The sequence below is a fragment of the Burkholderia sp. Ed8 genome, from assembly GCF_040761425.1.
GTDB classification, from domain to species: Bacteria; Pseudomonadota; Gammaproteobacteria; order Burkholderiales; family Burkholderiaceae; genus Burkholderia; species Burkholderia seminalis.
In genome coordinates, this window is record NZ_CP142889.1 from 46,518 (window position 1) to 72,643 (window position 26,126).

Genomic DNA, 26,126 nt, shown 5'->3' on the forward strand with positions numbered 1-26,126 from the left:
CGCGTGCTACTTCAAGGCGTTGATTTCCTTTGCCCGGATCAGGCGTGCACGCAATACGTTGCGGCTGATGCCGAGCAGCTTCGCTGCCTGGATCTGATTGCGGTGGCTGAATTCGAAGGCCACGCGCATCACGGTATCCTCGATATGCTCGAACAAATTGTCGTGTTCTGCGTCGAACAGGCAGCGTAGCGCCTGCTCGAACGTTTCCTGAGGATCAAGGTGTGGCGTCGACTCGTGACGGCGGGCGAACGTCGTGTCGCCATACCGGATCTGGAGATCGGAATCCTGGAGCAGATCATGGCGGCTGACCAGCAGTGCGTGGTGGATCACGTTCTCCAGTTCGCGGATATTGCCGGGCCAGTGATGCGCAAGCAGCTTCTGTTCGGCTCGTCTGTCGATATCCGCGGGGCCGTAGCCAAGACGACCGCGATAGTCTTCGATGAAGTATCGCGCGAGCGGAAGGACGTCGCCCGGGCGTTCGCGTAGTGCGGGGATCGCGAGCTGGACGACGTTGAGCCTGTAGAACAGATCGCCGCGGAAGTGGCCTGCCGCGACGGCATCGTCGAGATGCACGTTGGTGGCCGCGACCACGCGCACATTGATCGGAATACTGTGACGCGCCCCGAGCCGGACGATTTCGCGCTCCTGCAGCACGCGCAGGAGCTTGACCTGCATCGACAGCGGGAGATCGCCGATCTCGTCGAGGAACAACGTGCCGCCGTTGGCCGCCTCGAACCATCCGGGCTTGGCGCTGAACGCGCCCGTGAACGCCCCCTTCTCGTGGCCGAACAGTTCGCTCTCCACCAGCGTTTCCGAAAACGCGCCGCAGTTGACCGCGACGAACGGCTGATTCTTGCGATGGCTCAGATTGTGTACGTGGCGGGCAATCAGTTCTTTCCCGGTTCCGGTTTCACCGATGATGAGCACGCTTGCGTCGCTGGGCGCGATCATGCGTATCTGGTTGAGCAACGCGAGTGAGCGCGGATCGACGAAGACCTGCGCGCGTGCACGGATCGAGGTGGTGAGCGCGTGCCGGTCCGGCAAGGTCAGCACGTCCGGGTCGGCAGTGTCATCCGGGTCGCCCGGTTGGGCGGGAGGGAGCGGGCGGTTCATGAGTAGAAGGTCGGTTGGGGGTAGGTTCGTTTGAGTGCCCACTCGCCGAGTTCCCGCAGTTTGTAGGCCAACGGATCGTGCAGCGAGTGGGTGCGCAGGTTGCGCCAGTGTCTGTCCAGACCCAGTGCGCCGTGGGTAGCGCGTGCGCCCGCGACGTCGAACATGCGGGTACAAACGTCCAGCCCGGTCCGTATCGCCGAGACTTTTGCGCTCGCGACCGCAATCGCGACTTCTCCGCGCTCATCGTCGCTGAGTGCCGCGCCGAGTGCCCATGCATCGTCGAGTCGGGCGGCGGCGCGGTCGGCCAGAACGCGGACGGCCTCGAGGCCAGCCCAGAACTCTCCATACTGGCCGAGGATATAGGGGTCGTCGTCGGTTCTTTCCGCACGGGACGAGGGCCAGGGTCGGGCCTCGTGCAAGGTGTAGTGTCGTGCGTCGTTGAAAGCGCCCTCGCTGATGCCCAGGTAGACGTTCGTGAGGACGAGCTGCGCGATCAACGGGCGAAGGCAGGCGAACGGTGTGGAGAGCGGTCCGGGATCAGAGAGGATTTCGTGATGCTCGACGCGCACCCGTTCGAAGGTCACGGTGCCGCTGTCGGTTTGGCGCTGGCCGATATTGTTCCAGTCCTCGGAGATGGAAATGCCGCTGCGGTGCGTCGGGACAGCCGCGATGAGCAGCGCGTTGGTGTCGACGTCCCGAGCGGAAGCGATCAGCATTTCGGAATCGAGTGCGCCGGAGCAGAAGCTTTTCTGACCACTGAACTCGAGCCAGCCGTTGCCCGGAGAACTGATCGTGCGCTCGTCGAGCGGATTGAGCGCGTTGCCCCAGAACCAGTCGTGGGCGGCCGTCTGCTGGAACCATGGCTCCCATTGCTCGGCGGCGCCGAACAAACGGACGGTGGCAAGCAGCAGATGATGAAAACCAAACAGGTGGGCAAGCGAGCCGTCGGCACGCGCGAGCGTACGCACGACGTCCAGCGTGGTCAGCCAGTTCGCACCGAGTCCGCCATAGACGGCTGGAATACTGAGTCGCAACAGGCCGCTGGCGCGTAGCGCATCGCGCTCGGCCTTTGGCGTGCCGCCCGCACGATCTCGCTCGGCGGCGGTCTGCCCGAATCGGGCAGCCAGTTCTTCGGCGATGACGCGTACTGCCGAGGTATCGGAGGGCGTGCCGCGAAGCCCGATCGTATCCGGATAGGTCGAGAGTGTTGCCATGTGAAAGGTAAGAGTGAAGTGCGGCGTAGTGTTCCGGTGTGAGGGATTCTCTTTGCGTCGATGCTTCCTGGAAAGCAACGAATTTTCATATCCAAATCAGAAGCTTGATTTTCAGGCAGCGGGAAGGGGCGCGGTTGCTTGGTGGTCAGCATCCTGCTGACGGAATGCTGACTGATGAGCACGCGCGGCGATCGGCTCGTCAGAGCGGGCAACGCCACGAATGAGTTTCTCCCGACGGGCGGTGGCGCGGTGCCGGCCATACGCGCATCGATCGTCATCAGCTTGGCACTGCTTGGATTGCAACCGTCGTCGGTCGTGTGCAAGCCCGTTACGGGGCACGAGCGGCGCCTGCTGGTTCTGATGCTTTTGAGTCCATTCGCCCATGGCATGGAACATGCGTGAGCGTCTGCTCGAACAATGTCGATCAGAAGGTGTTTCGCTCATGAAGCATATCGGTGCGGAGACAGTCGAAATGGCCGCGTGGCAGCCCGTGGTGGAGTCCGTCGTGCAGGAGCTGGCACGTACGGCGATAGCGCGCGACCGGGCGGGTGGAACGGCGTTGCACGAGCGTCGAGTACTTCGCGATAGCGGCTTGCTTGCGCTGAGCGTGCCCCGCGCATATGGGGGGCACGGAGCGACCTGGTCCGACACGCTGGCCGTCGTACGGCGTCTCGCTCGGGTGGACAGCTCGCTCGCGCATCTCTTCGCCTTTCACCACCTGCATCTCGCGACAGTGCGCTTGTTCGGGCGCCCGCAGCAGTGGGAACCCTGGCTGGAGCAGACCGTTTCGCAACGCTGGTTCTGGGGGAACGCGCTCAATCCGCTCGACAAGGGTACGCGCGCGGAATCGGATGGGGCGGACGGATGGGTTTTCGTCGGGCGCAAGAGCTTCTGCTCCGGCGCGGCCGATTCGGATCGCCTGCTGGCGTCGGCTTTCGATGCGCAGGGACGTTTGCTGATTGGCGTGGTGCCGACTGCGCGCGAAGGGATCGCGATCCTCGACGATTGGGACAACATGGGGCAGCGTCAGACGGATAGCGGGACGGTGCTGTTCGAACAGGTGAAGGTGGCCGGCGACGAGATCCTAGCCGATCCGGGGCCTTTGTCTTCGCCGTTTGCATGCTTGCGGCCGCTGTTGGCCCAGTTGATTCTGGCGCATATCTATCTTGGTCTAGGCGAAGGCGCGATAGGCGCCGCGCGGGATTTTACGCGGGAGAGTACGCGATCGTGGGTCGCGTCTCCGGCATCGCATCCGACGGAGGATCTGTATGTGCAGGGTCACTACGGTCGGTTCTGGCTTGCCATCGAGGGGGCAAGCGCATTGGTCGAGCGCGCCGCGGGCGCGTTCGATGTGGCCTGGCGGCGCGAGGCGGCGCTGACGGAACGCGAACGGGGCGAGGTGGCGATAGCCGTCGCGGCGGCGAAGGTTTCGTCTGCGCAGGCTGGTCTCGATATCACGCAGCGCATGTTCGAAGTGACCGGCGCGCGGGCAACGACGGCCGCGCTGCGGTTCGATCGGTTCTGGCGGAACCTGCGTGTTCATACCCTGCACGATCCGATCGACTACAAGATTCGCGAGTTGGGGGACTGGGCCCTCAACGAGCGTTTTCCGACGCCTTCTTTTTACTCCTGATGCTGCTCATGACGCGGCCCGGAAGCAGGGATGCTGCGGGTCAGTCATCTGGATCGGAGATATGGATTCCAGTCCGTTCTGAATGATTTAAGGATCGGCTTGCGATCCGCGAAATGTCGCGGCGTGACCGTAGATTGAGCCCATTTTTTCCGTTGCGGAACGGAAGAGGCGTGTTTGGCACGGTATTCGCTAGATGGTTGGTCGACGTTATCGGACTCGTGCGACAGATGAAGAGGAATGCTTGATGGGAAAGAAGACATACAAGGTCGTTGCGGTATCGGGCAACACCTCGCGGCCGTCACGAACGCTCGCGCTGTCGGAGGCGTTGCTGTCCGGCTTGCGTGCCGAGTTGCCTGTCGAGCCGCATTTGATCGAACTCGGGGTGATCGCGCCGGTGCTGTCCGGTGTGCTGTCGAGAGCGGATGCCGGCGACGAACTGGAGCGACAGTTGCGCGCGATCGAGGAGGCGGATGCATTGATCGTAGGAAGTCCTGTCTATCGGGCTTCGTATACGGGGCTCTTCAAGCATCTGTTCGATCTTGTGCATCACGAGGCGCTGATCGACGTGCCCGTTCTGCTGGCTGCGACCGGGGGCAGCGAACGTCACGCGCTGGTCATTGACCATCAATTGCGCCCGCTGTTCAGTTTTTTCCAGGCGCGTACCTTGCCGATCGGCGTGTACGCGTCCGAACGGGATTTCCAGAACTACACGATTACGAGCCCCGAGTTGCGCGGGCGCATCCGGCTGGCCATCGAGCGGGCCGTCCCGCTCGTTCGCGAAGTCGGCGGATTTGAATCTTCCGCGGCCGTGCCGGTCGCGTGAATCTCGACATTTTCCAACCAGGACATTTCCATGAGCAACACGACTTCCTCCGGCGATGCCGTCAAATTCGCGTACTGGGTGCCGAACGTCAGCGGCGGCCTCGTCGTCAGCACGATCGAGCAGCGTACCGACTGGAGCCTTGAATACAACCAGAAACTCGCACGCACGGCCGAGGCGGCCGGCTTCGACTACGCGCTGAGCCAGATCCGCTTCACGGCCGGCTACGGCGCCGAATACCAGCACGAGTCGGTGTCGTTCAGCCAGGCGCTGCTGCATGCGACGACGAAGCTCAAGGTGCTCGCCGCGATCCTGCCGGGGCCGTGGCATCCGGCGGTGGTCGCGAAGCAGCTCGCGACGATCGACCACATTTCGAACGGGCGCATCGCGATCAACGTCGTGAGCGGCTGGTTCAAGGGCGAATTCACCGCGATCGGCGAGCCGTGGCTCGAGCACGACGAACGCTATCGGCGTTCGAAGGAATTCATCCAGGCGCTCAAGGGCATCTGGACCCAGGACAACTTCACGTTCAAGGGCGACTTCTACCGCTTCAACGATTACACGCTGAGCCCGAAGCCGGTGCAGAAGCCGCACCCGGAAATCTTCCAGGGCGGCAGCTCGCGTGCGGCGCGCGACAACGCGGCGAGCGTGTCGGACTGGTATTTCACCAACGGCAATACGCCGGAGAACCTGAAGGCGCAGATCGACGATATCCGTGCGAAGGCCGCCGCGAACAACCATCGCGTACGGATCGGCGTCAACGCGTTCGTGATCGCGCGTGATACCGAGGAAGAGGCGAAGGCCGTGCTCGACGACATCATTGCGCACGCGCACGTCGAGGCGGTCAATGCGTTCGGCGATGCGGTGAAGGAGGCCGGCAAGGCGTCGCCGGAAGGCGAGGGCAACTGGGCGAAATCGACGTTCGAGGATCTGGTGCAGTACAACGACGGCTTCCGCACGAACCTGATCGGCACGCCGCAGCAGATCGCGGAGCGCATTGTCGCGTTGAAGGCGATCGGCGTCGATCTGGTGCTGGCCGGGTTCCTGCATTTCATCGAGGAAGTCGAGTACTTCGGCAAGAAGGTGCTGCCGCTCGTGCGCGAACTCGAAAGCCGCCAGCAACCGGTCGCGGCCTGACCCGGAGCGAGACGCATGACTCAGACCGCACCGCCGCTGCTCGCGCTCGAGCGCATCTCGCTGTCGTTCAAGGGCGTCAAGGCCGTCACCGACATCAGTTTCGAGGTGGCGGCGGGCGAAATCTGCGCGCTGATCGGACCCAACGGCGCGGGCAAGAGTTCGCTGCTCAACGTGATCAACGGCGTATATCGGCCGGAGCAGGGTGCCGTCCGGTTCGACGGGCAGGTGTACCGGCGCATGGATCCGTATCGCGCCGCGCACCGAGGCATCGCGCGCACGTTCCAGAATCTCGCGCTGTTTCGCCGGATGAGCGTATTCGACAACGTGCTCACGGGGCGCAACCTGCATCGACGCAGCACCTGGCTGGAGCAGACGCTGCATGTCGGACGCGCACGCCATGACGAGGCCGAACAACGCAGGTACGCGGAACGTGTGATCGAGAAACTCGACCTGCAGGCCCATCGCGACACGGTGGTCGGCACGCTGTCGTATGGCTTGCAAAAACGCGTTGAACTGGCGCGCGCGCTCGCGGCCGCGCCGCGCCTTTTGTTGCTCGACGAGCCGATGGCCGGGATGAACGCCGACGAGAAGCATGCGATGGCCGAATACGTGCTCGATGCCAACGCGCATCTCGGGGTGACCGTGGTGCTGATCGAGCATGACATCGGCGTCGTGATGGGCGTGTCCGATCACGTGGTGGTGCTTGATTACGGCAGGAAAATCGCCGACGGCAGGCCCGACGAGGTGCGCAGGCATCCGGATGTGCTGGCGGCCTATCTGGGCACCCGTCACTGACGGGAACGGACGACAACGGGGGGGTAATGGAGTTCTTCATCGAGGTGCTGACCGGCGGGTTGCTTGCGGGCGTGATGTACTCGCTTGTCGCGATCGGTTTCGTGCTGATTTACAAGGCGTCCGGCATTTTCAACTTTGCGCAGGGCGCGCTCGTGCTGTTCGGCGCGCTGACCTACGTGAGCCTTGTCGAGCGCGGCTGGAGCGGATGGCTCGCGTTTGTCGCCACGCTCGGCGCGCTGGTCGTGATCGCGATCCTGACGGGGAGGTTGGTGTTGCGCCCGCTCGTGAACCGGCCGCCCATCGTGCTGTTCATGGCGACGCTTGGCCTGAGCCTGGTGCTCGAGGGCGGGGCGCAACTGCTCTGGGGCGCGCAGGTGCACGGTCTCGAACTCGGCATCGACGACAAGCCGCTGCATCTGGCCGGCGTCATGGTCAGCCAGTTCGATCTGTTCGCGGCTGCGACGGCGGGCGCGCTGGTGCTTGGACTGTCGCTGTTCGCGCGAGGAACCCGCCTTGGCCTGTCGCTGCGTGCGGTGGCCGACGATCCGCTTGCCGCACTGGCGGTTGGCGTGCGTCTGCCGCGCGTATGGGCGGTCGTCTGGGCGCTTGCGGGGTTCACGAGTCTCGTCGCCGGGTTATTGTGGGGCGCTCGGCTCGGCGTGCAGTTTTCGCTTTCGCTGGTCGTGCTCAAGGCGCTGCCGGTGCTGATCATCGGCGGCTTTTCGTCGATCGGCGGCGCGATCGCGGGAGGGCTGCTGGTCGGTGCCACCGAGAAGCTGGCCGAGGTTTACGCGGGTGGCCTGATCGGCGACGGCATCGAGAACTGGTTCCCCTATCTGATGGCGATGCTGTTCCTGCTGGCGCGGCCGTACGGCCTGTTCGGCGAGCCGCCCGTCGAGCGTGTCTGAGGGAAGTCACATGGAATTGACGAATACCGCTTCGGTCCCCGTATCGCGTCGCGTGAACCCGCGCCGGTGGATCGCGCCGGGTGTGCTTGTGCTCGTCGCGTTCGTTGGCGTGCCGCTGTGGGCGAACGATTACTGGCTCAATGCGATTCTGGTGCCGTTTCTGATCCTGTCGATCGCGGGACTCGGCCTCAACCTCTTGACCGGCTATGCGGGGCAGCTTTCGCTTGGTTCGGCGGCATTCATGTCGATCGGGGCCTACGCGAGCTACAACCTGCTCGTGCGCGTGCCGGCGCTGCCGTTGCCGGCGAGTCTGCTGCTTGGCGGGGGCGTGAGTGCCGCGGTCGGCGTGCTATTCGGGTTGCCCAGCCTGCGCATCAAGGGTTTCTATCTGATCGTCTCCACGTTGGCCGCGCAATTTTTCGTGGTCTGGCTGTTTACCCGCGTGAGCTGGTTTTCGAACAACGATACGTCGGGTGTGCTGAGCGCGCCGCTGCTTGAGATCGGTCGCTGGCACATCGACAAGCCGGCGTCGCGCTATCTGTTGGTGCTCGGCGTCGCGACGGTGCTATTCGCACTGGGAGCGAGCGTCGTGAAAAGCGAGCTGGGGCGGCGCTGGATGGCGGTGCGCGACATGGATACGGCGGCGCGCGTGATCGGCATTCCGATCGGCCGGACCAAACTGCTCGCGTTTGCGCTGAGTTCCTTCGTGCTGGGGATTGCCGGCGCACTCTGGGCCTTCGCTTACCTCGGCACGATTGAACCGGACGGCTTCAGCCTCAACCTGTCGTTCCAGATCCTGTTCATCATCATCATCGGCGGCATGGGCAGCATCGGCGGAAACTTCCTCGGCGCCGCCTTCATCGTGCTGCTCCCGATCCTGCTGTCGAACGCGGGCGGCGAGCTCGCGCGAGTCGGAATCGGCGGCGAACAGTTGCAGAACCTGCAGAAGATCGTATTCGGCAGCCTCGTCATCGTGTTCCTGATCAAGGAACCGGACGGGCTCGTACGATTGGTCCAGGTGGCGTGGGAGCGATTCCTGCACAGGAAATGAAGCCGTGTCGACGGGGAATTTTTTAGTTATATCAACAAGGAATGCTAAGCATATGAGAAATATTCGAAAACGATTTTCAGGGTTGGCGTGGAGAAAATGGGTTGGCGCCTTTGCCGCCGTGCTTGCGCTCTCTCCGGCGGTCGTGCCGCAGGCGCGCGCGGCGGGCGCGGAATACTTCCCGCTGCAAAGTTACCGCGTCGGTCCGTACGCGGCGGGCGGCAGCGGCTTCTTCGGCGGCTTTATCGACTACCTGCAGCTGATCAACGCGCGCGACGGCGGCGTCAATGGTGTCAAGCTGGTGTGGAAGGAGTGCGAGACCGAATACGTCGTGGAAAAGGGCGTCGAGTGCTACGAACGCCTGAAGAACAGCGGTCCCGACGGCGCTCCGGCCGCGGCCACCAATCCGCTGTCGGTCGGTATCGCGTATGCGACGCTCGACCGTTCGACGGCCGACAGGATCCCGCTCATTACGATCAACCACGGACGTACCGACTCCACGGACGGATCCGTGTTCCCGTACGTGTTTCCGCTGCAGCTGAATCCGTACAGCGAGGTGTCGGCGATCGTCAACTACGTCGGGCAGCGCTCGGGCGGACTGGCGCGCCTGAAGGGGAAGAAGATCGTCGTGCTCTATCACGGCTCGCCGTATGGCCGCGAGACGATTCCCGTGGTCGATCTGCTGGCGAAGAAATACGGCTTCATCGTGACCCAGATCGAGGTTCCGCACCCGGGTAACGAGCAGGGTTCGCAGTGGCTGAAGATTCACCAGATCAATCCCGACTGGGTGATCCTGCGCGGCTGGGGCGTGATGAACCCGGTGGCGATCAAGACCGCACAGAAGGTCGGGTATCCGGTCGACCACGTCATCGGCAACATCTGGAGCAATTCGGAGGAGGACGTGCGCCCGGCCGGCGATGCGGCCAAGGGCTTCATCTCGATCACCACGCACCCGTCGGGAACGGATTACCCGGTGCTGCAGGCGATCAACCAGTTCGTGATCAAACCGGGTAACGGCAACCTCAAGGATCCCGCGCGCTTCGGCACCGTGTACTACAACCTCGGCGTGGTGAACGGCATCCTGAATGTCGAGGCGGTGCGCGTCGCGCAGCGCAAGTACGGCAACAAGCCGCTGACGGGCGAGCAGGTGCGCTGGGGCTTCGAGCATCTGAATCTCGACGACGCCCGGCTCAAGCAGGTCGGCGCGCTCGGTCTCGTGCAGCCGCTCAAGCTGTCCTGCGCGGACCACGAAGGGGGCGGCGCGGTGCGTTTTCAGCAATGGGATGGTGCCAAGTGGCACGTGATCAGCGATTGGGTGCAGGCCGATCGCGCGCTGCTGCGCCCGATCATCGAGAAGTCGGCGCTTGCCTATGCGAAGGAAAAGGGCATCACGCCGCGCGATTGCAGCAAGGAGCCGTGAGCATGAGCGCCCCGATCCTGCAGGTCGACGAGATTGCCGTAACTTACAGCCAGATCATTCCCGCGTTGCGCGGGGTGTCGCTGACGGTCCCCGAGGGCGCGATCGTTGCGCTGCTCGGCGGCAACGGGGCGGGCAAGACCACGACGCTCAAGGCACTGTCGAGCCTGGTGCATGCCGAGCGCGGCGAATTGACGAGCGGCCGCGTCGTCTATCGCGGCGAGGACGTCACGCGTGTCGAGCCGTGGACGCTGGTCGAGCGTGGTCTGGTCCAGGTACTCGAAGGGCGTCGCTGTTTCGGACACCTGTCGGTCGAGGAGAACCTGCGGATCGGTTCTTTCGCGCGGCGCTCGAAGCGGATCGGGATCGACACGGATCTGGAGCGGATCTACACGATTTTTCCACGCCTGAAGTTGAAGCGGAAAGCCTTGGCCGGCTATACGTCGGGCGGCGAACAGCAGATGCTCGCGATTGGTCGGGCGCTGATGGCGCACCCGTCACTCGTGTTGCTGGACGAGCCGTCGATGGGACTTGCGCCGCTGGTTGTCGAGGAGATTTTCGAGGTCGTGGCGACGCTCAACCGTGACGAGGGCGTGAGTTTCCTGCTCGCCGAGCAGAACGCGTCGATTGCGTTGCGCTTTGCCGGTTATGGCTACGTGCTGGAAAGCGGTCGAGTCGTCGCGCATGGCACGTCGGCGGAACTCAGGGAGCTCGATGCTTTACGGGATGCCTATCTTGGCGGTACGCCGGTCGAATATGCGGCCAGACGGGCACAACGGACGTTGGTGACGACTTCGGCATGACGGGGCCGCCGGTCGGAAGTCGGACAGGATGCGCAATCGACAGCATCGGGCCGAGCGATGTCCCGAGCTCGCCGTCGTCGCTCCTGCTTGCCGCGTTTCGACAGCCGTGGCGCCGATCGTGCGAGAACCCGGCATTGCATCGACCCGCGCGCGCTGCGGATGATGATTTCACGAATACATGATGAGTCTCGATATTTTCTGGTTTCTGCCCACTTCGGGCGATACGCGCTATCTCGGCAGATCGGATTTCGGCCGTCAGGCAACGAACGCTTACCTGCGCAGGATTGCGGTCACGGCCGACGAACTCGGTTACGACGGTCTGCTGATTCCGACGGGCGCTTCCTGTCTCGATCCGTGGGTGACGGCGGCCAGCCTCATTCCGGTCACGCAGCGTATCAAGCTGCTGGTGGCGCTGCGGACATCACTTGGCAATCCGACGGCTTCCGCACGCCAGGCGGCCTCGCTGGACCAGGCCCTCGGCGCGGGGCGGCTGTTGCTGAATGTCGTGCCGGGCGGCGACGCAACCGAGCTTGCTGCCGATGGCGTGTTTTACAGCCACGACGAGCGATACGAGGCCAGCGACGAATTTCTCACGATCTGGCGTCGTCTGTTGCTGGGCGAGAAAGTCGATTTCGACGGCAAGCACCTGAAGGTGCAGGGCGCGCAGAACTTCTTCCCACCGGCGAGCCAGCCTTATCCGCCGCTGTATTTCGGCGGTTCCTCGCCAGCGGCGCACGAGTTGGCCGCGAAGCATGTCGATGCCTATTTGACCTGGGGTGAACCGCCCGATGCCGTGGCGGAGAAGATCGCCGACGTGCGTCGGCGCGCCCGGCAGTATGGTCGCGAGATTCGTTTTGGCGTGCGGCTGCATGTCATCGTGCGCGAAACCAGCGAGGAGGCATGGGCGGACGCAGATCGACTGATCAGTCACCTGACCGATGAGGAAATCGCGGCGGCACAGCGCAACTATGCGAGCATGGATTCAGTCGGGCAGAAACGGATGGCGGCGTTGCACGGCGGCAGCCGTGAAACACTGATGGTCGGTCCCAATTTGTGGGCCGGCGTCGGCCTCGTGCGCGGAGGGGCGGGCACGGCGCTGGTCGGAAGCGCGGAAGAGGTGGTCGCGCGACTCAACGAGTATGCGGACCTCGGTGTGGACAGTTTCGTGTTGTCCGGCTATCCGCATCTGGAAGAGGCGATTCGTTTCGCGGAATTGGTGTTTCCGCTGCTGCCCGGCAAAACACCGGTCACGTTGCGCGATCGGACGCTCACCGGTGGCGCGTTCGATATCCGTGCCAACTGACCCGCTTGGGGAAGCCCGGACGGATGCGATCGCGCGTTTTGCGACAGCCTGCCTCCGTCCAGGCAACGCTGATTACGCGATATAGAAAGCTCGAATACTTGGTTGGGCGCGCACGGATGCTTCGCTAGTATCCAACGCTCCCATTCGAGCGGGAACCGGACGGTTCCCGGTTGCGCCGCCCGTTGCGGCGATTCGCGACTTTCCAACTGCCGACATGTCTTCCCACTTGATTCCCGACGGCACGGCCGGCGACATCACGCGCCGGCTGGCCGAGGCGATCGCGTGCGCCGAACCCGCGCGTGATCCGTCCGCGATCGCTGCCGCGCGGCGCGGCCTGCTCGACTTTCTTGCCGCCGCGTTCGCCGGCGCTCGCGACAACGGTTACCGCAAGCTGCTGGCGGTGTGCGCTCGAGAATCGACCGGCGCGGCAGCGGTGATCGGCAGTGCGATTCCGGCATCGTCGCAACATGCCGCGCTGCTCAACGGTTATGCTGGCCACGCGCTCGACTACGACGACGTGCACAGCAGCGTGCGCGGCCATCCAGGCACCGTGCTGCTGCCGGCGCTGCTCGCGCTCGCGCAGGTGCGCGCCCGCAGCGCGCTCGAACTGCTCGATGCATACGTCGTCGGCGTCGAGACGATGGCGCGAATCGGTCTCGCGCTCGGCAGCCGCCACTACGAACTCGGCTTCCACAACACCGCGACGCTCGGCACGCTCGGCGCGGCGGCGGCCGCCGCACGTCTGCTCGGGCTCGATGCGGCGGCCACCGAAAACGCGCTCGGCATCGCCGCGACGCAATCGGCCGGGCTGCGGCTGCAGTTCGGTAGCGAGGTCAAGCCGTTGCACGCGGGCCTGGCGGCACGCGCGGGGCTGCTCGCCGCGGAACTTGCCGAGGCCGGCTTGGCCGGCGCACCGGGCGCACTCGACGGCCCGGAGGGATTCTTCGCCGTGTTCGGCGGCGGTGCGTCGCAACCGGCGCGCGTGCTGGCCGACTGGGGCGCGCCGTGGCAGATCGTGGCGCCGGGGCTGTACTTCAAGCCGTGGCCGTGCTGCACGGCAACTCATTACGCCGTGCAGGCCGCGCTCGATTTGCGCGCCCGCCATCGCATCGCGCCGGCGGACATCGACGGCATCGCGGTCACGTTCCCGCCCGGCGGCGATACGCCGCTGTCGAACCGACTGCCGGCCACCGGCCTCGAAGCGCGCTTCAGCGTGGAATACGCGGTGGCCGCCGCACTGACGGACGGGCCGCCCGGTGTCGCGACGTTCGCCGACGTGCCCGTGCGCGGCGACCTGATCGCGCTCGCCGCACGCGTGACGCGGCGCCACGATGCCGCGGCGCCGCGCGCGTCGACCGATCCTGCGACGCGTTTCTCGGTCGTCGAGATTGCGCTGCGCAACGGCGACACGCTGCGGCAACGCACCGAACGCCTCGTCGGTGCCGACGACCTTGCCGCGAAGTTCGCGGACGCGACCGCTCACGATCCCGCACTCGCGTTCGTCCCGGCACTGATCGACACGATGCGAAGCACGGCCGATCTCGCCCGGCTTTTCCACACCTTTACGCCGCTTCAATCATGAGCACCGATCGCAGCACACTTTCCCGCCGCCAGATGCGTCTCGGGTTGTTCCTCCAGGGCGCTGGACACCACGTCGCCGGTTGGCGCCACCCCGATGCCGAATCCGGCAGCGAGAACTTCGATCTCATGCGCCGCGTCGTGCAGACCGCCGAGCGCGCGAAGTTCGACATGGTCTTCCTGGCCGACGGCCTGACGAGCGGCCCCGACGCGCATCCGTCGATGGCCATGCGCTTCGAGCCGCTGAGCCTGCTATCGGCGCTCGCGATGCATACGCGGCGCATCGGCCTGGCGGCGACCGCGTCGACGACGTACAGCGAGCCTTACCATATCGCGCGCGTGTTCGCCTCGCTCGACCACCTGAGCGGCGGGCGCGCGGCATGGAACGTCGTGACGACTTCATACGACCGCACCGCCGCGAATTTCACGCGCGGCAATCATCCGGATCACGCGCAGCGCTACGAGATGGCCGGCGAATTCGTCGATGTCGTGAAGGGGCTGTGGGACAGCTGGGACGACGACGCGGTCGTCAGGGACAAGGCGCGCGGCGTGTATTTCGACCCGGCGAAGGTGCACACGCTCGATCACGTCGGACACTTCTTCAACGTGAAGGGGCCGCTCAACGCGTCGCGTCCGCCACAGGGCCATCCGGTCGTGATCCAGGCCGGCTCGTCGGGCCCCGGCCAGGAGCTAGCCGCGCGCACCGCGGAAGTCGTGTTCACCGCGCAGCAGACGCTCGAGGAAGCGCAGGCTTTCTATCGCGACCTGAAGGGGCGGCTCGCGGCATACGGCCGCGCCCGGGACGCAATTGCCGTGATGCCGGGCGTGTTCCCGGTGATCGGCCGCACCGAGCAGGAAGCCAAGGACAAATATGCGCAGCTCCAGCAATGGACCGATACGTCGGGTGCGCTGACGCTGCTGTCGGACCGTCTCGGCCACGACGTGTCGAAGTATCCGCTCGACGGCCCGCTGCCCGACCTGCCCGAATCCGACCAGTTGAAGAGCCGCGCGAAGCTGCTGACCGATCTCGCGCGCCGCGAGAACCTCACGCTGCGCGAACTCTATTATCTCGTCGCCGGCGCACGCGGGCATCGGATCGTGTGGGGCACGCCGACGCAGGTCGCGGACGCGCTCGAGGAGTGGTTCGATGGCGGCGCCGCAGACGGCTTCAACATCATGCCGCCCTATTTCCCGGGCGGACTCGACGATTTCGTCGAGCAGGTCGTGCCGGAACTGCAACGGCGCGGCCTGTTCCGCACCGAATACGGGGGAACGACGCTGCGCGACCATCTCGGGCTCGCGCGCCCGCCGAGCCGCTACGCCGCGCGTTGAGTCAGACCGCGAAGCGCGTCAGGTCCAGGGCGATCGGCGCGTCGTCGCGGCTTGCGTGGGCGCGGCCGGCCGGGCCGAGCGCATGGGCGAGGAAGGCCCGCGTGCGCGGGCTTTGCGGCGCGCGGAACAGTTGCGCGGCCGGCCCGTGCTCGACGATCACGCCCGCCTCGGTGAAGTAGACGACGTCGCTGATTTCCTCGGCGAACCGCATCTCGTGCGTGACGAGCACGCAGGTCATGCCGTCGCGCACGAGATCGCGAATCACCGCCAGCACGTCGCCGACGGTTTCCGGATCGAGCGCGGACGTCACCTCGTCGAACAGGATCAGGTCGGGCTGCATCGCGAGCGCGCGGGCGATCGCGACGCGCTGCTGCTGGCCGCCCGACAGCTCGCCGGGGTAGGCATGCGCCTTGTCCGCGAGACGCACGCGTTCGAGCAGTGCGTGTGCGGTGCGCACCGCGTCGGTGCGATCGCGGCCGAGAATCCGTACCGGCGCGACGACGAGATTGTCGATCACGCTCAGGTGCGGAAACAGGTTGTATTGCTGGAACACGAAACCGACCCGCTTGCGCAGCGCGATTTCGTCGCGCTCCGATGCGAGCCGGTCGACGCGCGTGCCGTCGACGTCGATCAGGCCGCGCCGCGGCCGCAACAGCCCGGTGATGCAACGCAGGATCGTGGATTTGCCGGAGCCGGACGGACCGATGATGGACACGGCCTGACCGCGGTGCACGTCGAGATCGATGCCGCGCAGCACGGGCGTCGTACCGTAGGACAGATGCACGTCGCGCAGGCGGACGAGCGGCTCGTCCGCGCCGCGCGGAGTTTCAGTGGAATGCATGACGTCGTTCGAGAAGGCGGGTGAAACGGGCGATCGGGTAGCAGTACGCGAAAAACAGGCCGAGTACCGTGAAATAGACGACGACGGTGAAGTCGGCACGCGCGACGGTGTTGCTCGCGACCTGCGCGGTGTCGAGGAGGTCGTGCACGCCGACCAGCGACGCGAGCGCGGTCGCCATCGCAATGCTCGCATACAGGTTCATCCACGGCGGCAGCATGCGGCGTACGCATTGCGGCAGGATGATCCAGCGGAACACCTGCACGCGGCTGAACGCGAGCGAGCGGGCGGCGTCCCACTGCGCACGCGGAATCGACTGGATCGCGCCGCGGAAGATTTCCGCGAAGTTCGCGCTCGCGGGCAGCGCGAGGCCGAGCGTCACCTTGAACCAGTCCGGAAACGGCAGCGCCGCATGGCCGAACCTGATCTCGAACGGGAATACGTAGGTCGAAAAATAGATCAGCACGAGAAGCGGCGCGTTGCGGAACACCTGCACGTACGCGCGCGCCATGACGCGTGCGATGCCGAGCCGCGACAGCGTCAGCGGGCCGAGCACGAGGCCGGCGAGCGTGCCGATCGCGATCGCGATCGCGCTGATGCCGATGTTGACCAGCATCGCCTTGCCGAGCGCCGGCAGCCACGTGGCGAGCGCGACGAGGGTCGGGTGATGGCGGGCCGCGACGGCCAGCGCGACGACGGCCAGCGCAGCCAGTGTCGCCGCGACGGCGGGCCATCGCACGACGCGCACGGGCTGTGCGCGCAAGTCAATGGCCATAGCCGGGTATCCTCAGGCGGTGTTCCAGCCAGCGTCCCGCGAGGTTGACCGCGAACGTGAGCACGCCGAAGAAGAGCAGGATCAGGATCATCAGCTCGAGCACGTTGTCGCGCTGCGTCCAGATCATGATCGACGCATAGGTGACGTCGCCGACGGCGATCGCCGAGGCGACCGTCGTCATCTTCACGAGGTCGACCAGGTTGTTGACGAGCGCGGGCAGCGCGAAGCGCACCGCGAGCGGCAGTTGCACGTGCCAGAGCCGCTGGCGGCGGCTGTAGCCGAGCGATTGCGCTGCCTCGAGCGTTGCGCGCGGGACCGCGTCGAGGCCGGCGCGCAGCGCTTCAGCATGGAACGCGCCCTTGTGCAGCGAGATCACGATGACGCTCCAGAGGAACGGCGTCAGCGGATTGCCGCCCAGATCGCGCAGTGCGGCGCTGATCAGCATGTTGACGACGAGGAATGCGCAGAACAATTGCACGAGCGTCGGTGTGTTGCGGGTGACTTCGACGAAGGCACGCGCAGGGCGCGCGAGCGCCGCGCTCGGCGATACCAGCAGCGCGGCGAGCACGATGCCGCAGGCGAGGCTGCCGAACGCGGTCGCGATCGACAGTTCGAGCGTCACGCCCATCCCGTGCACGAACGACGCGCGTTCGTCCGGGGCGAGCACGAAGCTGTAATCGAGGCCGAACGTGCGGAGTGCATCGACGGCGGCGGCCACCGTCATGTGCGCTGCGCCTTGAGCTTCGCGTGCAGGTCGAGCACGGCTTGCGACGGCGTCATTCCGTTCTTCCGCTCGACGTCGAGCAGCCAGCCGCTGCGGTGCCAGTCCTGGACGATCCGGTCGAGCGCGTTTTGGGTATCGGTCTCGCCCTTGCGGACCCAAATCACGGCCGGCGACGGAATCAGGTCGCTCGACAGCGGGGTCGTATAGTCCTTCCAGTCGAGGTTGCGCGCGACGAGCATGCGCAACGTCGGTGCGACGTGCACGGCGGCCACGCAGTTGTTGCCGCGCAGTGCGAGCAGCGATTCCGGCTGACCGCGGAAGGCCTTCACCTGCGCGCCGTATTCCGTCGCGAGCGGCTTCGTGTAGTTGCTGCCTTGCGACACGCAGACCGGCTTGCCGCGCAAGTCGGCCCAGGACTTGATAACGCTGTCCTTGCGCGCGATCAGCGCGCCGCCGATGGATTCGAACGGCGTCGGCGCATACGACAGTATCTCCGCGCGCTCCGTCGTCAGCTCCATGTTGGCGATCAGCGCGTCGACCTTGCCCTGCTGCAGGAACTGCACGCGGTTCGACGGCTGCACCGGTGTCAGCTCGGCGTCGACACCGAGCCGCTTCGCGACGTCGTTCGCCAGATCGACGTTGAAGCCGACCGGTTTTTGCGTCGCGGGATCGAGCGAGCCGAACGGCGGGCCCGACAGGATCACGCCGATCGAGATCTTGTGACGTTGATGGATGCGATCGAGCGTGCTGTCCGCGCGAGCGACACCGGAAAAAGCGGAAAGGAGGGCGGCGAGGAAAAGCGCGTGGCCCGACGTAGTGCGAAACGATCTGCTGAACATGGGAAAGAGGAACGTTGTTGGAGCGACGCGGGGCGGAGCGTCGCGCGCCCGGTTGTCGGGAGCCTGTATTTTCGGGATGTGGAACGCATCCAAGAACCAACAAATTCTCATACCGTTATCTGATCCTCCGATTTACGCAGAGGAACGCGACGTTTTCGCGGCCAAAATGGCGGTGTAGCGGAGGGCTCGCGCGAGCGGATGCTGAACGGATCTGCGCGAACCGGTCGGCCGGCCGCGCCATGCGGCGCGGCGCCAGCGATCACGCACGCGCATGCGGCCCCGTGGCTCGGGGCGATGCCCGCTGGAAGACGACTCGAGCGTGTGGCGGACAACCGTTTGAACTCGCGGTGGTTTCACTTCCCTGGGTCGACGACGACCGGCGAAACGGCGTCGTCGACCCGGAATCGGTGGAGGAGGTGATTCGTCATGCGAATCAAAATAATTCTGTCGTGGGTGCCCTCCGACTCGTCGGCTCAGGGAACATCCGGAAACCGTTGACCGTCAGTCAAACGTGATCAAGTCCTTGAAGATCAGTTTTCCCCAGTTGTTTCCGCGCGCGTGAACAAGCAGTCCACCGTCCGAAAGTCCGCCGAGTGATATCGGCGCGAAACCCAGTTTTTCCGCAAGCGCGCCGATCTCCGCCGCGGCACCGTCATCATCGCTCGCGAGGAACACGACTCTCCTGCCGCCCTGTACGGCCGGGTCCTGGCCGAGAATGGCCGCCGCCAGATGATTGAAGCCTTTCACCAGCCTGGCTCCGGTGAACGCGTGCGCGACGAACGCAGAGGAGGGAAGACCGTCCAGTTCCTCGGGCGGGGCGAAGGTGTTCGTCACGTCGACGATGATCTTGCCCGTCCAGTCCGGCAGCGCTTTCGCGACCGCCGGGTGCGACTCGAAACGGACCGCCAGAAAGATGATGTCCGCCTTGACCGCTTCCGCCAGCGTGGCGGGAATGATCGAACGCCCGATCGCTGCCGCATCGGACGCGAAGCTTGCCGGATCGCGCGTGCTTGCAACGGCCACGTCGATGCCGTTGCGGGCGAACGCCCTGGCCAATGCGTGGCCGATCTTGCCGAAGCCGACGATTGCGTAACGCATGGGTTTCTCCTTCGTTTCTCGGTGTGCTCAGAGCTTGTAACCGCCGCTCGCTTCAATCGTTTGGCCGGTGACCCAATGGCCCTCATCGGACGCCAGGAACGCCACGACAGCGGCGATTTCCGCAGGCTCGCCGAAGCGGCCCAGCGCGATCTGGGCCTCGGCCGCCTTGACGAGTTCGGGATTCTCCCGAAAGGCGGCGTTCGCATCCGTTCGCGTGAAGCCCGGCGCCACGGCGTTCGCGGTGATGCCACGCGGCCCCAGCTCGATTGCGAGCGTATGGGTCAGGGTATTGATGGCTGCTTTCGCCATCGAGTAGACGGGCGCGGCCGTCACGGGCTTCGTGGCGGCCGCGGAAGATATGTTGATGATGCGCCCGCCGTCGGCGAGGCGATCCAGTGCGGCTTGAATGATGAAGAAGGGCGCGCGGGCGTAGACCGCCATCAGGGTGTCCCAACTCTCAGGCGTCGCTTCCTTGAAGCCGAGCCAGCCGGAATTGCCGGCGTTGTTGACCAGAATGTCGAGAGTCTTGCTTCCGTTCCGCCTCGTGAACTCGTCGTCGAGTCTTTCGAACAATGCCGGGACGGTCGTCGGATCAACGAGATCGGCGTGGACGGCGAACGCCTTGCCTCCCGCTTTCTCGATGGCCACGATCGTTTCGTCCGCGCCGGATGTGCTGGCGTTGTAGGTCAGTGCGACGGTCGCCCCGTCCTTTGCCAGACGTTCGGCGATGGCGCGGCCAATGCCTCGTGATGCCCCGGTCACGAGCGCGGTCTTGCCCTTCAGTGATTGCGTCATCTTTTTTCTCCTCAGAGCTGTGCCAGGCCGCCGTCAACGGCGACCTCGCTGGCGGTCATGAAGCTGCTGTCCGACGACGCAAGAAAGGCCGCCACCGCGCCGATCTCGGCCGGATCGGCCATACGCTGGAGCGGCGTCATCGCACCGTAGGCCTTCTGGCCCGCTTCGCCCAGCGCCTCCTTGGCGAGTTCGGTCGCCGTCGCCCCGGGCGACAGCACGTTGACCCGGATGCCGGTGCCCTTCAGGTCCGCCGCCCAGGTCCGCGCGAGGTTGCGCACCGCGGCCTTGCTCGCGCTGTAGGCCGTGAATCCCGGGGCTCCCGTGGTGCCGGCGCTCGATCCGGTCAGGATGATCGAACCACCCGGGCCCATCAGCGGCAGCGCCTTCTGGACCGTGAAGATCGAACCCTTCACGTTGGTGTCGAAGATTTCGTCGATGTGCTCGGCGGTGAGCTGGCCGAGCGGAAGCGGGCTTCCCGCTCCGGCGTTGGCAAAGACGATGTCGAGGGTGCCGCGCTCCGCCTTGACCGCCGCGTAGAGCCGGTCGAGGTCGGCCGGATCGGCGACCGAGCCCTTCACCGCGCGGGCATTGGGCCCCAGCTCGGCCACCGCGGCGTCGAGTGCCGCCTGCCGGCGGCCGAACAGGTAGACGAAAGCGCCTTCCTCGATGAAGCGCTGCGCCGCGGCGCGGCCGATGCCGGTTGCGCCGCCGGTGATCACGGCAGTCTTGCCATTCAGTCTGTTCATGTCGTGCATCCTTCGAAACAAAAGTGACACGCCGATTCTGGAGCACTTGATTCATGAAGCCAATTGACTGAATATCTATAAGTACCATCTACTTTATAGATAGATATGCTGGACAACGTCACCATCAATCAACTTCGGGCGTTCGTTGCCGTGTGTGACCAGGGAAGCTTTTCCGGCGCCGCGAGGGAGCTGAGGCGTGCACAGTCGGCGGTCAGTCATGCGATCAGCGCGCTCGAGAGCGCGTTCGACGTGGTGCTGTTCGAGCGCAACACGCGCAAAGCGACGCTCACGGCCGCGGGCCGCAGCCTCCTGCCTGATGCACGCGGGGTGATCTCGCGCACCGAGGAAATGAAGATGCGTGCGGTGGCGATTGCCGAGACCGGCGTCCCGCAGGTCTCGATCGCCGTGGACACCTATTTTTCGCGGGCGCACCTGATTGAATGCCTGCACACCGTGCAGGCGGACTTTCCGACGGTTGCAATCAATCTGCGCATGACAACCATGCAGGGCGGCGAGCGTCTGGTTCTCGACGGGACGTGCGCATTGGCGGTCACGATCACGGACGTGCCCGAGCTGAGCCCGGGCACCGTGGAACGGCATCATTTATGCGATGCGCAGATGGTGACCGTCTGCGGGCCATCGCACCCGCTGGCCGCGATGGCGATGCCGATCCCGCGCGAGGAATTCGGCCGGCACATCCAGCTCGTCGTCACCGACAACCAGCCCGATGCGGAAAAGACCCAGCAGGGAGTCGCCAGTGAACGCCAATGGTGGGTGAACGACCTCGGCGCGAAGCACGACTTGCTCAAAGGCAGCCTGTGCTGGGGGCACATGCCGCGCCACATGGTCGAGGCGGACCTCGCCAACGGCGCCCTTGTCGAGCTCAAGCGGCGTGCCTGGCACATGCGTCCCCTGACGTTCATGATCTCGCAGCGGCGCGGGTACGCGCTTTCCGGATGCGAGGCGCGGCTGGTCGAACTGCTCGGCAATCGGGCGCCACAAAAGGCGGGAAGAGGGAAGTCGACGTAACGTGCGGCCGCTGACGGGTTGAATTCGCAATCGAAAGTCGCCAGTCGGAGGGCGGCTGTCGGTTGATTCCTGCCATTTTCATTTGTTCGCTCGCGCCCGCCGGATGCGCACTCAACTGTCGGCTCCAGAGATGGTGCGATCCCTTGGCCATCCCGCTGATGAGTCGCATCGTCGCTGAGCGAATCGTTGGCGAGGGCCAGCGCGAACGGCGATTTGCGGTTTGCAGCCCGGCCGAATCGGCGGGCAGGTCGAATACTCGGGCTCCTGACTGATGAACTCCAGCGCCGTCGCCCCGCCAACCAAAAAGCTTGACTGTGAGAGCATATGCTCCTATTCTTTGTCTGAAGGGAGCATATGCTCTCATTTTCGAACGGAGCGAAGCGATGAACGAGCCTGAGATTCTTGTGAGCGGTGCAACCGGACGCACCGGAGGTATGGCGATTGACGAACTGCTCAAGATGCACAAACGCGTGCGTGCCTACGTGCGCACCGATGACGATCGGGCGGCAGCCCTGAGGCGGCGCGGTGTCGATGTCGCGGTCGGCGACTTCACCGGCATCGACGACATTCGGGCAGCGATGGAAGGCATCCGATCGGCGTATTTCCTTCATCCGATCGCGCCGGGGATCATCGGGGCCGCAGCCTATTTCGCACAGGCGGCAAAGGAGGCGGGGGTCACGGCGATCGTCAACATGTCGCAGATTTCCGCGCGCCGGGCGTCGCTGAGCCACGCGGCACAGGATCACTGGGTCTCCGAGCAGGTCTTCGATTGGTCGGGCGTCGCGACGACGCATTTGCGCCCGACGTTCTTTGCCGACTGGCTCGTCTATCCGCATTTTGCGCGGGAGATATGGGCCACGAAGAAGATCGAATTTCCGTTTGGCAACGGCCGTCACGCGCCCATCTCCAGCGACGACCAGGGACGCGTGATCGCCCACCTCCTCGCCAAACCCGAAGGCCACGGGGGCAAGACCTACACGCTGCACGGCCCCGTCGAGATGAACCACGTCGAGATCGCGGACGCGATGAGCGAGGTTCTCGGCGCCCGGATCGAATACGCGCCGATTTCCATCGAGGCATTCCGAATCAAGATGGAGACCCTTTACAAGTTTCCGCCGTTCCTCACGCAGCATCTGGTCGAAGTCGCGCAGAACTACCGAGACGGCATCTTCTCGGGCACCAACGACGCCGTCGAGAAGATCACCGGAACGCCGCCGCTGTCGGTCCAGCAGTTCGTCGAGAAATATCGGGCCGCATTCGTGTGAACACGTCCCTGAAACGAATCGAGGGGTTTGAACATGTCACCCATCCAGCCTGATCGTCACCCGTTTCTCGATGATCTGACGGCCGATGCCGAACTGGTCAGCTCGGTGTTGCGCACGCCCGTGACCGGGCGCGACGAAATCCGGCTCGCCGTCGACGCCGTCGGGACCTTTTACGTCTCGCAGACGCCCACGTTCGTTCAGGCCGTCGGCTCGCGGCTCTTTCTCGAATACGAGGCCGTACTGACGAGCGGCGAGATGCTGAGCGCGGTCGTGGTCGTCGATCGCAACGCCGACGGCTCGGTGCCGCGAGTCAGCGTGCGAATGAGCCCGCTTGGCGCCGTACTGACTCTCGCGACCCATCTGCGGGAGTCGCTTTCGAAACAGTTGCCGGAACACGTCTTTCTCTGAGCCAGGCACCCGCGTGCTCATGGCGGGCGTCGACACGCCCCCGGCACGCGGCTTTTGAAACAGGAGCTTGTCATGGATATCAAGAACGCCACCGTCTTCATCACCGGCGCCAATCGCGGCCTGGGCCTCGCTTTTGCACGCGAGGCGCTGCGGCGCGGGGCGGCGAAAGTGTACGCCGGTATGCGCAACACGAGCGGTTTCGACGAGCCGGGCATCGTGCCGGTCAGGATCGATGTCACGGATCCGGCGTCGATCGCCGAGGCCGCGAAACGGGCGGCCGACACGACGCTGCTGATCAACAACGCGGGCATCGCCGCGCTGATCGACGGGCCTTTGGCGGCCGACATGCAAGCGCAGTCCGCCCGCTTGTTCGATACCAACTACTACGGCGTGGTGCGCGTCACACAGGCCTTCGAACAGATCCTCGCGGCCCAGCCGCATGCCGCGATCATCAACGTGCTCTCCGATATCGTGTGGCTCCCTCGGCCCTATCTGACGCCGTATGCCGCGTCGAAAGCCGCCGCCTGGAGCTACACGAACCAGCTTCGCTTTCACCTGCGCGAGCGCGGCATCCAGGTTCTCGGCCTGCACGTCGGGTTCGTGGATACCGATCTGACCAACGGCATCGACGTGCCCAAAGCCAGTCCCGGCGACGTCGTACGACGGACCTACGACGCGCTCGCCGCCGGCAAGAGCGAGGTCATGGCCGACGAGGGGACCGCGGTGCTGAAGAGCACGCTCGCGGCCGAGATACCCGGCTACATCACGCCGCCGGCAGGGCTTTGAACACCGCGGTCGACACGGGCCGGATTGGGCGGCGAGACACGAGGTGCGCGGATCGTGCGCCAGCGTTGTCGCTCCCGGCTATCATCGATGGATACGACCATACCCTTGCGCGACGTGTGCGTCGCGTTCGCGCAAGGAACCGAAATCAGGAGTGCCCCCGATGTTGCCCGTCAACCAGCCGCTTGGCATCGATCAATGCAACTGCTTCACCGTAAGGAAGGCGAGCAGGCAGATCTCCCGACTCTACGATAGTCATCTCGAGCCCTCGGGCTTGCGCATCACGCAATTCCTCACGCTGGCCGCCCTGCGCGAAGTGGGAAGTACGCCGGTCAACGCCCTTGCCGAACGGCTCGATATCGAACGAACGGCGATGGGGAAGATGGTTGGCTTCCTGGAGCGCGACGGCTTCGTCACGATCAAGCCGTCGCCCACCGACGGCCGCAGCCGCCTCGTTGAACTTACAGAGGAGGGACGGCGCCTGCACGAAAGAGCCTCCCCGCTCTGGCAGGAAGCGCAACGGGAGTTCGAGCAACTGAACGGTGTGGCCAATGTGACGGCGTTGCGAGAAGGGTTGAGAGGCGTGCAGATCGGCGACGTATCGATGCGCTCGTCGCAAGACTGAGCAGTCATTCGACGAAGGGCGATGAAATCCGCTGTCGTTATCGCTGGCCTGCATCGCGCAGCAGTCCGAGGCGCACGAGGCTTTCGGCGGTAGCAACAAGGGCGTCCTCGCGCGGGCGGGGCGACCAGCCGAGCAAGCCGATGGCCTTCTGGCTGGTGGCGTTCAGGTTGCGGCCGAGCAGCGGCAGCGATCCTCGCAGCGCCGGATCCCTGAGCGCGCCGATGCGCACCAGCCAGTCGGGCAGCACCCGGGTGGACACATGGCGCGCGGCATCGCCCATGCGCGTCTTGAGCACCTGCGCGACTTCGGCGAGCCACATGCTTTCGCCGGCAATGGCAATGAAGCGCTCTCCGTTCGCGGCGTCGTGGATCATCGCCCGCACATGCAGGTCGGCGACGTCGCGCACGTCGACGAAGCCGGAATTGATGCGCGGATTGCCGGGCTGGCCGTTCAGCATGCCCCTGATCAGGCGGATGGAGTGCGAATAGTCGTCGCCGAGCACGGGCCCGACAACCGTCACCGGGTTGATCGCGGACAGTTGCATGCCGTGCCCTTCTCGCGCGACGAAGTCCCATGCCGCGCGTTCCGACAACGTCTTCGACTTCTGATAAGGCCAGACATCGGCGGCCGTCAGGTTGCTCCAGTCGGTTTCGTCGAAGGGGCGGTTCATTGGCCCGTGTCCGGCGCAAATCGCACCGAAAGCGGAGGTCAGCACGACGCGCCGGACACCCGCGTCCCGCGCCGCACGCAGCACGCGCAGCGTGCCTGCCACGGCGGGCTTGACCCAATCGTCTTCACTCGACTGCGTGCCGGTGGGCGTGGGCGACGCGCCATGCACGACGTAGGCGCAGCCGGCGGTTGCCCGTTGCCAGCCGTCGTCGGCGAGGAGATCCGCCTCGACGAATGACAGACGATCTCCGGGTTCCGCGCCGCCTCTTTCGAGCTGGGCGCGCACCTGCGTTTCGCGCGCGAGCGAGCGGACGGTGGTTCGTACCTGATAGCCGCGATGCAGCAGCGCCAGGATGCAGTGTTGTGCAATGAAGCCGGTGCCGCCCGTTACGAGAACCGATTCGAGGCTGGTATTGCTGTTCATGTCGTTG

The 26,126-nt window shown here is 65.0% G+C and carries 27 protein-coding genes; 17 read left to right on the top strand and 10 right to left on the bottom strand.

Going from position 1 to position 26,126, the window contains the following annotated elements; genetic code table 11:
* Positions 1–6: 6 nt before the first annotated feature.
* Both VXM69_RS34445 and VXM69_RS34450 read right to left on the bottom strand, forming a co-directional pair.
* Positions 7–1,113 carry a sigma 54-interacting transcriptional regulator gene (locus VXM69_RS34445; RefSeq protein WP_059557401.1) on the bottom strand — a complete coding sequence of 369 codons (1,107 nt, stop codon included), beginning with the start codon at positions 1,111–1,113 and terminating at the stop codon, positions 7–9.
* Positions 1,110–2,327, bottom strand: coding sequence for an acyl-CoA dehydrogenase family protein (locus VXM69_RS34450; RefSeq protein ID WP_034191100.1), 1,218 nt, complete (start codon positions 2,325–2,327; stop codon positions 1,110–1,112). The genes VXM69_RS34445 and VXM69_RS34450 overlap by 4 nt, the downstream gene beginning before the upstream one ends.
* 174 nt (positions 2,328–2,501) lie before the next feature.
* Here VXM69_RS34450 and VXM69_RS34455 point away from each other — a divergent pair, with 174 nt between their 5' ends.
* The 12 genes from VXM69_RS34455 (at position 2,502) to VXM69_RS34510 (ending at position 15,101) form a co-directional block, all read left to right on the top strand.
* Entirely contained in the window at positions 2,502–2,729 is a 228-nt protein-coding gene (locus VXM69_RS34455; RefSeq protein ID WP_367190605.1) for a hypothetical protein, read from the top strand.
* A 40-nt stretch (positions 2,730–2,769) separates the two neighbouring features.
* Complete coding sequence (locus tag VXM69_RS34460) at positions 2,770–3,960, top strand: acyl-CoA dehydrogenase family protein (protein ID WP_124610156.1); 1,191 nt, start codon at positions 2,770–2,772, stop codon at positions 3,958–3,960.
* A 244-nt stretch (positions 3,961–4,204) separates the two neighbouring features.
* Positions 4,205–4,783, top strand: a complete 579-nt coding sequence (gene msuE, locus VXM69_RS34465; RefSeq protein WP_049033006.1) for an FMN reductase — start codon at positions 4,205–4,207, stop codon at positions 4,781–4,783.
* 30 nt (positions 4,784–4,813) lie between these two features.
* Positions 4,814–5,917: a dimethylsulfone monooxygenase SfnG gene (sfnG, locus tag VXM69_RS34470; protein ID WP_367190606.1), complete on the top strand. Its 1,104-nt coding sequence runs from the start codon at positions 4,814–4,816 to the stop codon at positions 5,915–5,917.
* A gap of 15 nt (positions 5,918–5,932) precedes the next feature.
* Positions 5,933–6,712: an ABC transporter ATP-binding protein gene (locus VXM69_RS34475; RefSeq protein ID WP_034190397.1), complete on the top strand. Its 780-nt coding sequence runs from the start codon at positions 5,933–5,935 to the stop codon at positions 6,710–6,712.
* Positions 6,713–6,738: 26 nt separating this feature from the next.
* Positions 6,739–7,620, top strand: coding sequence for a branched-chain amino acid ABC transporter permease (locus tag VXM69_RS34480; RefSeq protein ID WP_034190398.1), 882 nt, complete (start codon positions 6,739–6,741; stop codon positions 7,618–7,620).
* A 10-nt stretch (positions 7,621–7,630) separates the two neighbouring features.
* Positions 7,631–8,671 carry a branched-chain amino acid ABC transporter permease gene (locus tag VXM69_RS34485; RefSeq protein WP_200088066.1) on the top strand — a complete coding sequence of 347 codons (1,041 nt, stop codon included), beginning with the start codon at positions 7,631–7,633 and terminating at the stop codon, positions 8,669–8,671.
* 52 nt (positions 8,672–8,723) lie between these two features.
* On the top strand, positions 8,724–10,088 hold the full coding sequence (locus tag VXM69_RS34490) for an ABC transporter substrate-binding protein (RefSeq protein ID WP_367190607.1): 1,365 nt from the start codon (positions 8,724–8,726) through the stop codon (positions 10,086–10,088).
* Between the two features lie 2 nt (positions 10,089–10,090).
* The gene (locus tag VXM69_RS34495; RefSeq protein ID WP_034190401.1) at positions 10,091–10,888 is read left to right on the top strand and encodes an ABC transporter ATP-binding protein; all 798 of its coding nucleotides are present in this window, start codon (positions 10,091–10,093) and stop codon (positions 10,886–10,888) included.
* A gap of 181 nt (positions 10,889–11,069) precedes the next feature.
* Entirely contained in the window at positions 11,070–12,191 is a 1,122-nt protein-coding gene (ssuD, locus tag VXM69_RS34500; RefSeq protein ID WP_069706455.1) for an FMNH2-dependent alkanesulfonate monooxygenase, read from the top strand.
* A 214-nt stretch (positions 12,192–12,405) separates the two neighbouring features.
* Positions 12,406–13,773 (top strand): MmgE/PrpD family protein, encoded by a 1,368-nt coding sequence (locus tag VXM69_RS34505; RefSeq protein ID WP_226230203.1) that lies wholly within the window; start codon positions 12,406–12,408, stop codon positions 13,771–13,773.
* Positions 13,770–15,101: an LLM class flavin-dependent oxidoreductase gene (locus tag VXM69_RS34510; protein WP_367190608.1), complete on the top strand. Its 1,332-nt coding sequence runs from the start codon at positions 13,770–13,772 to the stop codon at positions 15,099–15,101. Before VXM69_RS34505 ends, VXM69_RS34510 begins: the two co-directional genes overlap by 4 nt.
* Before the next feature lies 1 nt (position 15,102).
* Here the strand turns inward: VXM69_RS34510 and VXM69_RS34515 are convergent, their stop codons facing one another.
* The 7 genes from VXM69_RS34515 to VXM69_RS34545 form a co-directional block, all read right to left on the bottom strand.
* Positions 15,103–15,942: an amino acid ABC transporter ATP-binding protein gene (locus VXM69_RS34515; protein ID WP_367190609.1), complete on the bottom strand. Its 840-nt coding sequence runs from the start codon at positions 15,940–15,942 to the stop codon at positions 15,103–15,105.
* Positions 15,929–16,714 carry an amino acid ABC transporter permease gene (locus VXM69_RS34520; RefSeq protein ID WP_367190610.1) on the bottom strand — a complete coding sequence of 262 codons (786 nt, stop codon included), beginning with the start codon at positions 16,712–16,714 and terminating at the stop codon, positions 15,929–15,931. Before VXM69_RS34520 ends, VXM69_RS34515 begins: the two co-directional genes overlap by 14 nt.
* Complete coding sequence (locus VXM69_RS34525; RefSeq protein WP_367190611.1) at positions 16,704–17,438, bottom strand: amino acid ABC transporter permease; 735 nt, start codon at positions 17,436–17,438, stop codon at positions 16,704–16,706. The genes VXM69_RS34520 and VXM69_RS34525 overlap by 11 nt, the downstream gene beginning before the upstream one ends.
* A complete protein-coding gene (locus VXM69_RS34530; protein ID WP_367190612.1) occupies positions 17,435–18,277 on the bottom strand; it encodes a transporter substrate-binding domain-containing protein in 843 nt (280 codons plus the stop codon). The genes VXM69_RS34525 and VXM69_RS34530 overlap by 4 nt, the downstream gene beginning before the upstream one ends.
* A 501-nt stretch (positions 18,278–18,778) precedes the next feature.
* Positions 18,779–19,375, bottom strand: a complete 597-nt coding sequence (locus tag VXM69_RS34535) for an NAD(P)-binding domain-containing protein (protein ID WP_059562196.1) — start codon at positions 19,373–19,375, stop codon at positions 18,779–18,781.
* 27 nt (positions 19,376–19,402) lie between these two features.
* Positions 19,403–20,170 carry an SDR family oxidoreductase gene (locus VXM69_RS34540; protein ID WP_034190409.1) on the bottom strand — a complete coding sequence of 256 codons (768 nt, stop codon included), beginning with the start codon at positions 20,168–20,170 and terminating at the stop codon, positions 19,403–19,405.
* Between the two features lie 11 nt (positions 20,171–20,181).
* Positions 20,182–20,916, bottom strand: coding sequence for an SDR family NAD(P)-dependent oxidoreductase (locus VXM69_RS34545; protein ID WP_367190613.1), 735 nt, complete (start codon positions 20,914–20,916; stop codon positions 20,182–20,184).
* A 105-nt stretch (positions 20,917–21,021) separates the two neighbouring features.
* Between VXM69_RS34545 and VXM69_RS34550 the strand changes: the two genes are divergently transcribed.
* The 5 genes from VXM69_RS34550 to VXM69_RS34570 all read left to right on the top strand — a co-directional run bounded on the left by VXM69_RS34550 (position 21,022) and on the right by VXM69_RS34570 (position 25,026).
* On the top strand, positions 21,022–21,945 hold the full coding sequence (locus tag VXM69_RS34550; RefSeq protein ID WP_034190410.1) for a LysR family transcriptional regulator: 924 nt from the start codon (positions 21,022–21,024) through the stop codon (positions 21,943–21,945).
* A gap of 383 nt (positions 21,946–22,328) precedes the next feature.
* Positions 22,329–23,210: an NmrA family NAD(P)-binding protein gene (locus tag VXM69_RS34555; RefSeq protein ID WP_059562193.1), complete on the top strand. Its 882-nt coding sequence runs from the start codon at positions 22,329–22,331 to the stop codon at positions 23,208–23,210.
* 33 nt (positions 23,211–23,243) lie between these two features.
* Positions 23,244–23,618, top strand: coding sequence for a hypothetical protein (locus tag VXM69_RS34560; protein ID WP_124609944.1), 375 nt, complete (start codon positions 23,244–23,246; stop codon positions 23,616–23,618).
* 72 nt (positions 23,619–23,690) lie between these two features.
* Complete coding sequence (locus VXM69_RS34565; RefSeq protein WP_069706427.1) at positions 23,691–24,404, top strand: SDR family oxidoreductase; 714 nt, start codon at positions 23,691–23,693, stop codon at positions 24,402–24,404.
* A gap of 160 nt (positions 24,405–24,564) precedes the next feature.
* On the top strand, positions 24,565–25,026 hold the full coding sequence (locus VXM69_RS34570) for a MarR family winged helix-turn-helix transcriptional regulator (protein ID WP_034190413.1): 462 nt from the start codon (positions 24,565–24,567) through the stop codon (positions 25,024–25,026).
* A 37-nt stretch (positions 25,027–25,063) separates the two neighbouring features.
* On the opposite strand, the gene VXM69_RS34575 is transcribed toward VXM69_RS34570, so the two are convergent.
* Complete coding sequence (locus tag VXM69_RS34575; protein ID WP_367190614.1) at positions 25,064–26,119, bottom strand: SDR family oxidoreductase; 1,056 nt, start codon at positions 26,117–26,119, stop codon at positions 25,064–25,066.
* Between the last annotated feature and the right edge of the window lie 7 nt (positions 26,120–26,126).

Coding starts and splice junctions, on each gene's coding strand:
- VXM69_RS34445 (WP_059557401.1), bottom strand. CDS start 1,113: ATGAACCGCCCGCTCCCTCCCGCCCAACCGGGCGACCCGGATGACACT.
- VXM69_RS34450 (WP_034191100.1), bottom strand. CDS start 2,327: ATGGCAACACTCTCGACCTATCCGGATACGATCGGGCTTCGCGGCACG.
- VXM69_RS34455 (WP_367190605.1), top strand. CDS start 2,502: ATGAGCACGCGCGGCGATCGGCTCGTCAGAGCGGGCAACGCCACGAAT.
- VXM69_RS34460 (WP_124610156.1), top strand. CDS start 2,770: ATGAAGCATATCGGTGCGGAGACAGTCGAAATGGCCGCGTGGCAGCCC.
- msuE (WP_049033006.1), top strand. CDS start 4,205: ATGGGAAAGAAGACATACAAGGTCGTTGCGGTATCGGGCAACACCTCG.
- sfnG (WP_367190606.1), top strand. CDS start 4,814: ATGAGCAACACGACTTCCTCCGGCGATGCCGTCAAATTCGCGTACTGG.
- VXM69_RS34475 (WP_034190397.1), top strand. CDS start 5,933: ATGACTCAGACCGCACCGCCGCTGCTCGCGCTCGAGCGCATCTCGCTG.
- VXM69_RS34480 (WP_034190398.1), top strand. CDS start 6,739: ATGGAGTTCTTCATCGAGGTGCTGACCGGCGGGTTGCTTGCGGGCGTG.
- VXM69_RS34485 (WP_200088066.1), top strand. CDS start 7,631: ATGGAATTGACGAATACCGCTTCGGTCCCCGTATCGCGTCGCGTGAAC.
- VXM69_RS34490 (WP_367190607.1), top strand. CDS start 8,724: ATGAGAAATATTCGAAAACGATTTTCAGGGTTGGCGTGGAGAAAATGG.
- VXM69_RS34495 (WP_034190401.1), top strand. CDS start 10,091: ATGAGCGCCCCGATCCTGCAGGTCGACGAGATTGCCGTAACTTACAGC.
- ssuD (WP_069706455.1), top strand. CDS start 11,070: ATGAGTCTCGATATTTTCTGGTTTCTGCCCACTTCGGGCGATACGCGC.
- VXM69_RS34505 (WP_226230203.1), top strand. CDS start 12,406: ATGTCTTCCCACTTGATTCCCGACGGCACGGCCGGCGACATCACGCGC.
- VXM69_RS34510 (WP_367190608.1), top strand. CDS start 13,770: ATGAGCACCGATCGCAGCACACTTTCCCGCCGCCAGATGCGTCTCGGG.
- VXM69_RS34515 (WP_367190609.1), bottom strand. CDS start 15,942: ATGCATTCCACTGAAACTCCGCGCGGCGCGGACGAGCCGCTCGTCCGC.
- VXM69_RS34520 (WP_367190610.1), bottom strand. CDS start 16,714: ATGGCCATTGACTTGCGCGCACAGCCCGTGCGCGTCGTGCGATGGCCC.
- VXM69_RS34525 (WP_367190611.1), bottom strand. CDS start 17,438: ATGACGGTGGCCGCCGCCGTCGATGCACTCCGCACGTTCGGCCTCGAT.
- VXM69_RS34530 (WP_367190612.1), bottom strand. CDS start 18,277: ATGTTCAGCAGATCGTTTCGCACTACGTCGGGCCACGCGCTTTTCCTC.
- VXM69_RS34535 (WP_059562196.1), bottom strand. CDS start 19,375: ATGCGTTACGCAATCGTCGGCTTCGGCAAGATCGGCCACGCATTGGCC.
- VXM69_RS34540 (WP_034190409.1), bottom strand. CDS start 20,170: ATGACGCAATCACTGAAGGGCAAGACCGCGCTCGTGACCGGGGCATCA.
- VXM69_RS34545 (WP_367190613.1), bottom strand. CDS start 20,916: ATGAACAGACTGAATGGCAAGACTGCCGTGATCACCGGCGGCGCAACC.
- VXM69_RS34550 (WP_034190410.1), top strand. CDS start 21,022: ATGCTGGACAACGTCACCATCAATCAACTTCGGGCGTTCGTTGCCGTG.
- VXM69_RS34555 (WP_059562193.1), top strand. CDS start 22,329: ATGAACGAGCCTGAGATTCTTGTGAGCGGTGCAACCGGACGCACCGGA.
- VXM69_RS34560 (WP_124609944.1), top strand. CDS start 23,244: ATGTCACCCATCCAGCCTGATCGTCACCCGTTTCTCGATGATCTGACG.
- VXM69_RS34565 (WP_069706427.1), top strand. CDS start 23,691: ATGGATATCAAGAACGCCACCGTCTTCATCACCGGCGCCAATCGCGGC.
- VXM69_RS34570 (WP_034190413.1), top strand. CDS start 24,565: ATGTTGCCCGTCAACCAGCCGCTTGGCATCGATCAATGCAACTGCTTC.
- VXM69_RS34575 (WP_367190614.1), bottom strand. CDS start 26,119: ATGAACAGCAATACCAGCCTCGAATCGGTTCTCGTAACGGGCGGCACC.